At 38.6% G+C, this 13115-nt stretch carries 9 protein-coding genes, 1 tRNA gene and 1 pseudogene; 4 read left to right on the top strand and 7 right to left on the bottom strand.

Translation table 11 applies throughout. The features are described from left to right. Window positions 1–10: 10 nt before the first annotated feature. The 5 genes from AC4PG5_RS13700 to AC4PG5_RS13680 form a co-directional block, all read right to left on the bottom strand. Window positions 11–1441 (bottom strand): RapZ C-terminal domain-containing protein, encoded by a 1431-nt coding sequence (locus tag AC4PG5_RS13700; RefSeq protein WP_492029415.1) that lies wholly within the window; start codon window positions 1439–1441, stop codon window positions 11–13. 116 nt (window positions 1442–1557) lie between these two features. After that, window positions 1558–2214, bottom strand: a complete 657-nt coding sequence (gene fsa / locus AC4PG5_RS13695) for a fructose-6-phosphate aldolase (protein WP_492029414.1) — start codon at window positions 2212–2214, stop codon at window positions 1558–1560. A gap of 90 nt (window positions 2215–2304) precedes the next feature. Beyond that, a complete protein-coding gene (gene pulA, locus AC4PG5_RS13690; RefSeq protein ID WP_492029413.1) occupies window positions 2305–4308 on the bottom strand; it encodes a type I pullulanase in 2004 nt (667 codons plus the stop codon). 73 nt (window positions 4309–4381) lie between these two features. Next, entirely contained in the window at window positions 4382–4948 is a 567-nt protein-coding gene (gene ruvC, locus AC4PG5_RS13685; RefSeq protein ID WP_492029412.1) for a crossover junction endodeoxyribonuclease RuvC, read from the bottom strand. Then, window positions 4945–5247: a DUF4286 family protein gene (locus tag AC4PG5_RS13680; protein ID WP_492029411.1), complete on the bottom strand. Its 303-nt coding sequence runs from the start codon at window positions 5245–5247 to the stop codon at window positions 4945–4947. The genes ruvC and AC4PG5_RS13680 overlap by 4 nt, the downstream gene beginning before the upstream one ends. Window positions 5248–5350: 103 nt before the next feature. Here AC4PG5_RS13680 and AC4PG5_RS13675 point away from each other — a divergent pair. The 4 genes and pseudogenes from AC4PG5_RS13675 to AC4PG5_RS13660 all read left to right on the top strand — a co-directional run bounded on the left by AC4PG5_RS13675 (window position 5351) and on the right by AC4PG5_RS13660 (window position 11507). Next, window positions 5351–5424: transfer RNA gene (locus AC4PG5_RS13675), tRNA-Ala, on the top strand. Between the two features lie 188 nt (window positions 5425–5612). Beyond that, window positions 5613–5939 (top strand): annotated as a pseudogene (locus AC4PG5_RS13670) (DUF5712 family protein); the annotation flags it as partial. Between the two features lie 563 nt (window positions 5940–6502). Further along, complete coding sequence (locus tag AC4PG5_RS13665) at window positions 6503–10228, top strand: nSTAND3 domain-containing NTPase (protein WP_492029410.1); 3726 nt, start codon at window positions 6503–6505, stop codon at window positions 10226–10228. A 946-nt stretch (window positions 10229–11174) separates the two neighbouring features. After that, window positions 11175–11507, top strand: a complete 333-nt coding sequence (locus tag AC4PG5_RS13660; protein ID WP_492029409.1) for a PAS domain-containing protein — start codon at window positions 11175–11177, stop codon at window positions 11505–11507. 116 nt (window positions 11508–11623) lie between these two features. Here AC4PG5_RS13660 and AC4PG5_RS13655 read toward each other — a convergent pair whose 3' ends face one another. Together AC4PG5_RS13655 and AC4PG5_RS13650 are read right to left on the bottom strand one after the other, a co-directional pair. After that, complete coding sequence (locus AC4PG5_RS13655; RefSeq protein WP_492029408.1) at window positions 11624–11998, bottom strand: hypothetical protein; 375 nt, start codon at window positions 11996–11998, stop codon at window positions 11624–11626. A gap of 71 nt (window positions 11999–12069) precedes the next feature. Further along, window positions 12070–13074 (bottom strand): aldo/keto reductase, encoded by a 1005-nt coding sequence (locus tag AC4PG5_RS13650; RefSeq protein ID WP_492029407.1) that lies wholly within the window; start codon window positions 13072–13074, stop codon window positions 12070–12072. Between the last annotated feature and the right edge of the window lie 41 nt (window positions 13075–13115).

Raw genomic sequence — 13115 nt, 5'->3', positions numbered from 1 at the left:
GATGAACGTGCTATACACGCACTTTAAAAACCTGTTCAATATTCTGTTCACGATGAACCAATTCCACCTTCACCCCAAATGTACGACTCAAATGTTCCGCCATATGCTGTGCCGAATAGACCGAACGATGTTGTCCACCGGTACAACCAAAGCAAACCGTAAGGCTCGTAAATCCACGCTCCATATAACGTTTCACAGAAGCATCGACCAAAGCATAAGCATGATCCAAGAACGAAAGAATTTCACCATCCTCTTCCAGAAAACGAATCACCGACTCATCTAATCCCGTAAATGCCTTATAATGCTCATATTTACCCGGATTATTTACAGCACGGCAATCGAAGACAAAGCCACCTCCATTTCCTGTAGAATCGTTAGGGATACCTTTCTTATAAGCAAAGCTCATCACTTTAACCGTCAACTGTCGCTTCTGCAACTCGTCGGCAAACTGTTTCAAGTCCGTCAGCTCACGCAAGACCCGACAGAGATAAGGATACTCCGAAAACTCTTCCTTTAACAAATCGCGCAAGTTAGCAATGGCAAACGGCACACTTTGAATGAAATGTGGTTTCTTCTCAAAATACCCTCGAAAACCATAGGCCCCCAATACCTGCAAGGTACGGAACAACACAAAGTGACGAAGTTGTTTAAAGAAATAAGCCTCATCGATAGGTTGATATTTGCGAAGCGCATCAATATATTCATGCAAAAGTTCCTGACGCAAGCTATCGGTATATTGCGCTTTAGCCTGCCAAAGAAACGAAGCCACATCATAATAGAACGGGCCTTTACGTCCCCCTTGAAAATCGATAAAATAAGGCTCACCATCTTTAATCATCACATTGCGACTCTGAAAGTCTCGATACATGAATGTAGCCGAAGAACTTCTTAAAAGGACATCCGCCATTTTCTGAAAATCATCCTCCAACTTATCCTCCTGAAACTCCATTCCGGTCGCCTTCAAGAAACAATATTTAAAGTAGTTCAAATCCCACAAGATCGACCGAAGATTAAACTCCGGTTGAGGGTAACATCTTGAAAAGTCAAAGCCATCGGCTCCACCAAACTGAAAAGCCGGTAATAACCGGATGGTCTTCTTCAATAGTTCCTTCTCCTCTTCAGAGAAAACGCTCGTCTGCCGTCCCTTCTCGATTGCATTAAACAGCAATGTATCGCCTAAATCCTCTTGAATATAATACGTCTCATCTTTCGATTCAGCATACACCTTAGGCACAGGCAAGCCACAACGGTAAAAATGTTCGGCCATATAAAGAAAAGCTCGGTTCTCATCGATCGATGTTCCGCAGACTCCAATCAGATTTTGCTCACCGCTTAAGCGGAAATAACGTCTGTTAGACCCCGAAGAAGGAAGTTCGGTAATATCATCTGCCTTTTTTCCGGTATAAGTCCGGTATATATTTTGTAAGTTATCGTTGATCATAATCTATAAATTTAGAGCAAAGGTAAGCAATGTCGACAAGAAAGGATCTTGCCGAAGCCTAGTTTTTCTTCATAACGAGTAAAAAAAGGTTCACGATAACGCCAACCCATCAGTTACTAACCGTTAACCCGCTTATAATCTTCAAGGAAAGTTTTTAATCCGGAATCCGTCAACGGATGTTTGAGCAGCCCTTTTATTGCCGTAATCGGACAAGTCACCACATCAGCACCGGCAGCCACACAGTCGGTGATATGTTTCGTATGACGAATAGAAGCTGCCAAAACCATGGTTTTAAAATTATAATATCGGTACATGTTCACAATATCTTCCACCAACATGATACCATCTTCGCAAATGTCATCCAACCGTCCAACGAAAGGTGAAACATACGTTGCCCCGGCTTTAGCCGCCATCAGAGCTTGTCCCAAAGAGAACACCAACGTACAATTGGTCCGTATCCCTTTCTCCGAGAAAAACTTCACCGCTTTAATCCCCTCAGCCGTACAAGGTAGTTTGACTACGATATGCGGGTTTAGTGCTGCCAGCTCTTCACCTTCACGCACCATCCCCTCAAAATCAGTGGCAATCACCTCGGCACTCACATCCCCCTTAACGATCTGACAGATTTTCACATAATGAGCATGTTGATTCTCCAAGCCCTTAATCCCCTCTTTAGCCATTAACGAAGGATTGGTCGTCACTCCGTCCAATACGCCGAGATCATAAGCTTCTTTTATCTGTTCCAGGTTGGCTGTATCTATAAAAAACTTCATAGTGATAATTATTTAGTAGTTAACAATATACACCAAAGGTAAAAAAATAAATTAAAAAGAACCACAGAATAAAAGATAAAAAAGCGCGAATTATTGGTGAATAATCAAGGCCGAATAAGCCGGAACATAAATCTCGGGTCCATACATCGTTCCCATCATACCCGATCGGTCGATCTTACCATTCTGACAAACCACAAAATACTTACCCGCAGGTATGGTAATCTTTGCCGTCGACGGTCGCGCATTAAAAGCCACAATAATATTGGCCCATCGGTCGCCATTCGGTCGCCCTTTAATTCGGAACGCCACAAGATTAGAACCTTCCACCTTCAAGAATTCCAGATGCTTCCTCACCATCTCAGCATCCCCCATGCGGAATGCCGGATGCGCCTTACGCATAGCGATCAACTGCTTATAGTATGTAAACAGATCGACGTTAGTAAACTTACGGCGCCAATCGATGGCATTCACCCGATCCGGACTTTCATAACTATTATGCACCATCTGTTTGTCGCGCATCACCTCTTCACCCGCGTAAATAAACGGAATGCCCTGAGAAGTGAAAACCACAGTCTGTGCCAACTTATCGAGACGCACCAACAAATCGGGAGTGATTCCGGGAAGACTACTTTTCAATCGGTCGACCAGACACATATCGTCGTGACAAGAGACATAACTAATCAGCTGCGTCGGCTCGTCTGCCCATGCTTTTTTGCTATAGTTTACCGAATCATTAGCCACCTGCGGATGACGAATTCCACCAACGATACCAAATTTAAGACTCATCTCCTCGCCCGCTACTCCGGCAAGAAACGCTCCCTTGTGGTTATTATTAAACGGACCACGCAACGCATCACGCAGTTCGTCAGAAAAGACCGCAATACCCGGCATCTTATACGCATTAGCCTTCATAGCCAAACTATCAGCAGGATATTGAGGCGCTTCAGCCGCCCAACCCTCACCATAAATCAACACCGTAGGGTCGACTGCCGTAGCCGCCTGACGAATAGCATTCATTGTCTCAATATCGTGAATACCCATCAAGTCGAACCGGAAACCATCGATATGATACTCCTTCATCCAATAAAGCACAGATTCGATCATATATTTTCTCATCATCGGCCGTTCACTAGCCGTTTCATTACCACAACCGGAACCATTGGCCAATGTCGTATCAGGTTTGTGACGATAGAAATAACCCGGAACAGTGCGTTCAAAGCAACTCTCGGCAGCGCTATGTGTATGGTTATAAACGACATCCATCACCACTCTGATGCCTGCCCGGTGTAAAGCCTGCACCATCAACTTAAACTCCTTGATTCGAGTCGCCGGATGATAAGGATTGGTCGCATACGATCCGTCGGGCACATTATAGTTTTTAGGATCATATCCCCAATTATACTTATTCTCGTTCAGCTTTGTCTCATCCACCGAAGCATAATCGAACGACGGCAACAAGTGCACATGAGTCACTCCCAATTCAATCAGATGATCAATTCCCGTCGACTGCCCGTTAGAATTCTTTGTACCTCGCTCGGTCAGAGCCAAAAACTTTCCTTTATATTTAATGTTAGAAGTTGAATCAATAGAAAAATCGCGATGGTGCATCTCGTAGATCACCACATCCGCCGGCGATTTCAATGGTGGCCGTTGATCACTCTCCCATCCTTCCGGATCAGTAGCTTTCAGATCAATCACAGCCGCACGATTGCCATTCACACCAACAGCACGAGCGTTAATACCGGGGGTATCGCCCAACCATTTATCGTCCACCTTCACATTGAACGTATAAAACTTATTCAGCAAATTTCCATCCACCTTAACCGTCCACGAGCCATCACTCTTGGCCGTCATCGGAATCGTTTTATAAGCATGTCCACCCGTTGCAGCATCGTAAAGCATCACCCTTACCTCATCCGCCGTAGGTGCCCAAAGCATAAATGTTGTAGCAGAAGGTTCATAACTCATCTCAGTCAGCTCACCCTCACGAACAGGATATAACTCATACGACTTATACTCCTTTTTGACAGAGGAACAACTCATCACCGTTGCAGTTGCTACCACTCCTAAAACAGCCCAATAATTCATCCTCATACTTACCCCTTTTTATCGTTTAACACATAATTATATTCTCACATAACCATTTTCTCACGCATTCTCCGCCACACTACTTCACCCGATCCGGGTTCTTAGAAATAAAATCTTTCCAGCTCCGACAACCATGCTCCTGAGCAGGACGTCCCATCTGCAAATAATGACAATACGCCGCCGCCAATCCGTCGGTTGCATCCAAAAAAGTCGGCATCTCCTCTTTAGAGAAACGCAAGATCCGTTGCAACATATCGGCCACCTGTTCCTTCGAAGCCTGTCCGCTACCCGTGATCGCCATTTTAATCTTCAACGGAGCATATTCCGTGATCGGAATATCCCGACTCAACGCCACAGCCATAGCCACTCCCTGAGCCCTTCCAAGCTTCAACATCGATTGCACATTTTTTCCAAAAAAAGGCGCTTCAATAGCCATCTCGTCAGGTAAAAAACTCTCTATTAGGCTCATCATCCGAGAGTGGATATGACGAAGTTTGAGATAGTGATTGGCAAATTTTCGTAAATCAATAATCCCCATCGCTACCAACTCCACCTTGGTACCCACTACTTTTATGACACCATAACCCATAATCGTTGTACCCGGGTCGATGCCTAAGATAATTTTCTCTTTAACCGGTTGAATCACTCTACAACCTCCATCAACGTGGGAAATCCCACAACCTTCTGTTTAAAAATCTTTTCCATTTCCTCATTCAAGTGCACGCCTTGGTCGATATGCCAACGATGCAAAAGCGTACTATTCTCCACCTCCCACTGCAAAGAGAAGCAACTTCCCTCCTCACGGTGACTAAGGATTCTACAAATACGCGGAGCCTTCAAGAGACCTTTTTGCTCCACCTGAGGAATGTAACACTCTTTTATCCAAATCAAGAAATTCTCGCAGATCTCATCATCCACTTGAAACGTTGTATTGTAAATCAGCATTTTACTTAAAATATAGAATTATTTACGCAAACATAATCATTATTTCAGAATATTGCATTATATTTGATCCATCAAAAGCAGTTAAATCTGCAATCGTTTTCAAGGGGCATTAGCTCATCTGGCTAGAGTGCGACACTGGCAGTGTCGAGGTGACCGGTTCGAGTCCGGTATGCTCCACATATACAAGATTTTTTTCTTTATCTTCCCATCCTATTCCCCATTAAAAGAGCTTTAAATTTATACTACTTTAATTCATCAATTAGTAGTTTACTAGCACCTAAATTTATATTTTCAACCGATAAAAAGGGAGCATAATACACTACATTCCTCCTACTTCCACAATGCCATCCTCTATAAAAGATACCCTACCAAAAACCGATTCTAAGTTTTATGTTATACATGTCAGCCCATCGAAAAAGGAACTACAAGCGATGGGAAGCACCGAGCAGGAACAAGCCGAAGTCATGAAACGGTATATTCGAGAGGTGTGTATCCCTGAATATGCCACGAACTTCAACAAAGAATTATCTATTTCGGATATAAAGCTTTATGCCAAGATTCATTTTAAACGTAGCCGTTCAAATAATGAACTGAATATGCACTGTCATTTGATTGTAAACCGAAAAGACCAATCGAATAAAAAACTATCACCGCTAACCAATCATCGCAATACCATGAAAAACGGCACTGTTACGGATATAGGAAGGGGAGCTGAAAGCCCCTGAACAAAATTTTGCTAGTGAAAAGAAGAAAGTTGTAAGTGTACAAGCAGATAAAAATGTAAAAGTGCTTTCAGATACTTCAATACAACAGAAAATCAGTACGTCGGTAAATCAACCAGTACACCAACAAACAAGTAAAAGTGGCTTATCTTCTTTATTTTAGATTCTTCCATCGACGACAGATATCAATCCGATTGATGAGCGACAACCGCCGAAACCCGAGAAAAAGAAGAAACGAAGACCAAGATTAAGTTGATGAAAATATATCTATATTGTGCTAAAAGTTATCCCCCGCCCGACTTCGGTTATTTCCCGTCATGGCTTACCTGCCAGTTTTGAAGGACGGAAGCCCCGCGAAAAGAACCGTTGACCGAGAATAACTTTTGTCAGTTAATCAGCGATGTAAAATTAGGCATTTTAAAGCCTTAATATCAGTATGATTACATGGCTCACATTCCTTTATTTTGACTATCTTTGCATGAGAAGGGAATTTAGAATATTTATACTAAGTAAGAAAATAAAAACAAAGACATATGAGTAGGTTACAAACAATACAAAATGCGTTAATCGCCATAAATGAAACTGTTTTTCAAGAATTGTGTGACAGTTTTCTTATCTTAAGAAATGAGAACTATAAAGCCTTCTCAAGGACAGGAAGCCAAGAAGGAAAGCAAAAAACAACAAAAGGAACTCCTGATAGCTTTCTGTTACTTCCTAATGGTAAATATATATTTATAGAATATTCGACAAACATAACAGAAGGACTTTCCAAGCTAATAAAGGATGTTCAAAAGTGCATTGATACTGCTAAAACAAGTATTACTGTAAAAGATATTGCAGAAATTATTATTTGCATTAACTTTAATATAAAGCCATGCGAATTTCAAATATTAAAAAATGTTTTATTGGGAACAAAAATAGAACTAACCATATATACCCTTGATGCTTTATCATTAGAATTGCATTTGCAACACAGAAATTTGGTTTACGAGTATTTAAGTTTACCTTTGGATACAGGACAGATTGTGTCTATTGATAAGTTTATTGATGAATATAATAGAGCATCAAAAGGGATTGCTACCCCACTTGATAATCCTTTTCTTCACAGAGAAAGTGAATTGCAAGATTTAAAGAATTTAATTCATCAAAATGACTTAGTGATTTTATATGGTTCGCCAGGAGTTGGGAAAACAAAGTTAGCCCTTGAAGCCATTAAGGGTTTTATAAAAGAAAATCCATCTTATAGTTCCTTTTGTATTTCTTATAAAAATACAACTCTAATAGAAGATTTGCACCAACACCTAAATCTTGAAAAGGATTATATTTTATTAGTTGATGATGCTAACAGAATTGATGCTTTTAGCCAAATAATTGGTTTTTATAAAGCTCAAAGAACAGGTAATCTAAAGATTCTAATTACAGTCAGAGATTATGCATTTTATGTCGTAGAAATGCTATGTCAAGGTTTTTTGCCAAGCTCATACACTATCAATAAATTTACTGATGAACAAATTATAGATATTGTTAAGGACGAGCCATTTGGCATACTAAACTCACAATACCACAAAGAAATTATTCGGATTGCGGATGGAAATCCACGACTGGCAATTATGACTGCACTACTCGCTAGAGAAAAACAAAATATATATGCTTTAGCTGATGTTTCCGACCTATTTGAAAAATATTTTTCTACTTTTATTAAAGATGAGGGAGAATTTGCAAAACCAATCAATATTAAAACACTTGGTATAATTGCTTTCTTTCATGCTGTCCCTTATAAGGAGAAAGAAGTGGTTGTTCCTATCCTCGAAAATTTCAATATTAATTATAATACATTTATTGACTGCATCGAGCAGTTAGATAAGCTGGAATTGATAGAGATTCAATATGAATATGTAAAAATATCGGAACAGAATCTATCTACGTATTTTTTCTATAAGTCCTTTATAAAAGATAATTTGCTCTCATTTGAGACGCTTTTTAAAAAATACTTCGACAATAATACTGGCCGTTTTACAGATTGTGTAATTCCAGCTAATAATACTTTTGGGTATCAGAATGTGATGAAAAAAATTCAGCCGGTGTTACAAATTTATTGGAAATCAATAAAATATAATGAGGAAAGAAGCTTAAAATTACTATCAATATTTTGGTTCTATCTCGAAAATGAGGCATTAGAATTTGTATACAATTTAGTTAAAAAACTACCTGAAAATAAAATATCTTCTTATGAAGTGAATTACGATACAAATGATTATGCATATAAGCAAAATAAAATAATAAAATTATTGGGTAATTTTTTTTGCTCTCAAAATTGCCTAAAAGATGCTATTGAGTTATCATTTGAATACGTTCGAAAGTTACCACAGCACCTTCCTGAATTAATTCGCAAAATCAGAGAACAGTTAACTTTTGATTGGAAAGATAAAAACGTTGGATTCGCTAGGCAGAATATTCTTTTTCAGATATTGATTGATGGTTTAAATCGGAAAGATTTACTATACTCAAAAGCTTTCTTTGAGTTGTCGAAAACATTTCTTTCGTTCAAATTTCAACAATCTGAATCAGGCAGGAATTATTCTTTATCGATTTATTACTATTCGTTACCAAACGATACTTGGACAAGAAAATTTCGAAAGAATATTTGGGAGAGTATTAATAACAATTTCTCGGATGATGCTTTCAATTTATTGGAAAGTTACACACAAAGAAGGCCAGATGTTATAAAAGAAATAATGGAATATGACATTTCTTTTGTTTGTTCTATCATTGAAAAGCACTTAACCCCTGATTCCTTTGAGCATTGTAGATATGTACAAGATCAGATTAGGTGGTGTAAGAGGAATATAGTAAAGCATTCCAGTTTTGATTCTCTATCTCTAAGATTTACGAATCCTTTGTACGAAATGTTTTTGAAAATCAATTGGGATAGATTAAGAGATAAAGAAATATATGAGTTTGATGACTATAGAGAGTATGAAAAATTAAAAGAAGCTGAAATAAGAAGTTCTTTTGTTTTCAAAGATGAATTAGAGTTGAGATTGTTTTATAAAGATTTTATATTTCTAAAAAGTATTGAAAAAGAAAGAAATCAGTGCAATTATAATAATATAGTTGATATCGTGGCTGACGAAAACTGTAATCGAAATTTTGAATTAGGTTGTCAGCTATTAATGGAAATTATGGAAAATAATGTAATTGGATATGTTCCAAGAACTGTTTTTCGGAATCAATTGGTAACAGAAACAAAGGCTAGTCATATATGGGATATTATACAATCCAATAAAAGCTTTGAAAATAAGCCAACATGGGAATTATCTTTTTATGACAATATTGCAGATTCGTTAATAACGGACAAATATATTCCAGCCATAAAAGATAGCATTTTAAATTTGAATTGCAATTTGTTTTTAAATTTTGATGGCATACAACGGTTTACGCGGATAGATTCAAAGCTATTGGAAGATTTGCTAAAAATTATTGTTGACAGAAACGAGAAGGATAATAAAGTGTATCTCTGGATAGATTTTTTCAATGAATATAATGAACAGTTAGGAAGTGATATTGCTTTAATAAAAAAAGCATATATACAACAAGCCACAATGCAAAATCATTTTGATTATCAAAAAAAAGGATTAAAAAAAATATTAACCAAAGACCCTTTTTTTTTGATTGAGTATGTAGATGCTTTATATTTGAAAAACTCAACAAGACATTATCTTGACAATGACCCTGAATTAAGTATTGTTTGGGAAGTTTATAATATTGAGCCTATTTTGAAAGAAGTATTCGATTTAACCAATAAAAATGAACCACATTTAGGGATAACAGAACATTTCTGTAATTCTTTCTTTTTGGACCTTCCTGAGAAAACAAAAAAACATGCCAAACAGTTTCTTTTAGATTATTGTAAAGAGAATTATAAAGATCATAATAAGATCAATATTGTTATAGACATAGTGAGGCATTCTATGAAAGAGCTTTATAATCAAGTTTTATTACAATTTATATTCTTAACCCAAGATGTAGAATTATTCTCTAAAATTTGGTGGCGAGGAAACGGAGGTGGTCTTGTCAGTGGCGATGTTATTAAAGGAGAGATAGAAGCCTCTGAATGGCGTAACATTTTATCAATCGTTGAACAGTCTCCCGTAGGGATTAAATTAATTCCCATAAAGCAATATATCAATTCACAAGTAGAAGAGGCATTAAAGTATGCTGATTGGGAGAGAAAAAGAAAGTTTATAGATCATTGGTAAGAAACTATATGAGATTAGAAAAAAACACCTCTGTAACCGCTGAAACAGTTACTGTGGTTACGGAATGAAAGTCAAGCTAACTCATCTTATCAATAAAAAAGAAAGAGTCAAACCAAATTAAAAGTAAATTTAATCAGAATCAACCGACATGGTGAATAAGACAAAAAACGGTCAACCAAAATAGTTAACTGACATACCTACTGCTGAGTTGCGATGCTTGTGTTGACAAGGTACGGTCGTTGTAACGCTGGAATACGGTGCTTATTATTCTGGAGTACGGTCGTTATTCCACTAAGGTACAGTGCTCATGCCGCTGAGATACGGTTCTCTTTTTTCATATTTACGATAAAGAATCTTAAAGCTAATTTTCTTCATTCTCTCCCTGAGAATTCGATTTTGTTGCTTATCCCACATCTATACACTCTATCACTCTAAACGCCTATGAATAGGAAATTCTAGAGATGATTGTTTTATGATCGGAACTTTTGTTTTTTGATTGATAATTTACAACTGCTGTTATCGTATGGATCATTAAAAATAGAACAATGTGATAAATTAATGGGGCGATGTAACAAATTAATAGCGCAATGTCGTAGTAAAATAATGCAATGTCCTAAGAAAATAACACAATGCGCTAGGAGCATGGCTTTATAAGCAATTTTTCAATGTTGCAGATACTTGATCTGCAACCATCTGCAACAGGTATCTGCAACAGTCTTAAAATAAAGAATATCAAACATTTAAAGTCAAAAAGGTGACAGATGGCAGATCAAACTAAAAAAATAACTTCTAGGTAGAGAGTTGAATTTTGAAATTACGACCACAGGCCCTCTTTTTTTATCCAACAATATATCTTCGTTATTAGTCGATTTTAATTAAGTTTGCACTGTCCGAGGAAAATCCTCCAAACGACATTTAACTTTATCTAATTATAAAGACACAGATTATGGACTATCAATGGGCTAAAGAGATGAATTGTGCCGTTACTGTATGCGACACCCAAGGAATCATTCTGTTTATGAATGACAAAGCCAAACAAACCTTCGCTAAGCATGGCGATCTGATCGGGAAAAATCTATTCGACTGTCACTCCCCTTCTTCACAAGTCAAGATCAACGAACTTCTTGCAACTGGTGGTAGCAATGCTTACACCATCGAGAAAGGAGGCATTCATAAAGTGATTTATCAAACCGCTTGGTTCAAAGAGGGGATCGTAGCCGGTTTAGTCGAAATATCGATGCCGGTACCTGCCACTATGCCACATTTTGTGCGGAAGTAGAATTTCCGAACGAGAGTCATCGACGTCAATAAGTAGACAAAGAGACTCTCGTCCGGAGATGGTCCGGAAATGAGAATGTTTTCCCAAACGGTTAATGGATAAAAAAGCGAACCTCTTTATTTATTGCGTGAGGCTTCCAACACCGGAAGATTCGTTTCTGTTGGGATATAAATCACGGTCTTATCATTCAAGTTATTTTGCTGACGTACCCATAAATACTGAATATAAGTTGGAGTTATACTACCGTTTTCAATACGAATAGCCTCAGCCGCCCCTTTAGCTCTTTCTATTTCGGCTTGAGCATTCAGTTTTTCGGCTTCCAAGTTTGCTTTAGCTTCCTCTATTTTAATTTTACGATTCTGTTCGGCTTTCGCAAATTCTGCACGTCCCGACATTTCTTGTTGCCAAACGTTATAGTAAGGTATCGCAATAAACGAACCAATAATGATGACCACTGCTGCAATGACAGCTGAAATAATATATTTATTCATAAGAATTAGGGTTTTACAAGGCTTACCCAAAGCACAATAATTTAGTTTTATGTTCTATTTCTAATTCTAATTCACAAGCGACAAGCTGCTTCAATCCGTTCTAGCTCCTCGGCTTCAAACCGAATATTCGACAATCCTTTGAGGTTATCTTGCATCTGTTCAACAGAACTCGAACCGATGATAACCGAAGAGACAGACTCGTCTTTGAGTAACCAGGCCAAAGCCATCTCGGAAAGGGTCTGCCCCCGTTCTTGCGCCAATCCGTTGAGTGTTCTGATCTTGCGAAGCACATCATCAGTGAGCTGTTCCCGTTTCAAGAATCCTCCACGGGCAATGCGCGAATCTTCCGGAATGCCATTCAGATAACGGTTGGTTAGCAGGCCTTGGGCCAAAGGAGAAAAAGCGATGAATCCCGCTCCGGCTGTCTGAGCCTGATCTAGGACACCATTCTCCCGTACTTCCTGATCGAATAGGTTGTATCGTCCCTGATAAATCAGACAAGGCACATCATGTTCATGAAGATAGCGATAAGCCACCTCAGCCGCTTCTTTAGGATACTTAGAGATCCCAACATAAAGAGCTTTACCTTGACGCACAATATCGACCATCGCTTGAAGGGTCTCTTCCAGCGGAGTAGAAGGATCGTAACGGTGAGAGTAGAAGATATCGACATAATCGAGGTTCATTCGCTTCAAACTCTGATTGAGACTACTGATGAGGTGTTTACGTGACCCCCAACTGCCATAAGGGCCGTTCCACATATCATGCCCGGCTTTAGTCGAAATGAGCAATTCGTCACGATACGGAGCCAATGATTTGTTCATGATCTGTCCGAACGTTTCCTCGGCTGAGCCGAACGACGGTCCGTAATTGTTGGCTAAGTCGAAGTGCGTGATGCCATGATCGAAAGCATAATGTGCCATGCGGAGACTATTAGAGAAGAGATCTACATCACCAAAGTTATGCCATAGTCCGAGAGAAACCTCCGGAAGCATGATGCCACTTTGACCACAACGCCGATAACGCATACCGTTCGTATAACGGATCTCTGACGGAGAATAGATTGAATTTATCATGATTTACAGTTTTAATCTTTTTTCTTAGAAACAAAAATAAG

The sequence above is a fragment of the Bacteroides sp. QWL-09 genome, from assembly GCF_058683585.1.
Note: the sequence above shows the minus strand (reverse complement) of the source record. Positions and strands in the feature narration are given on the sequence as shown.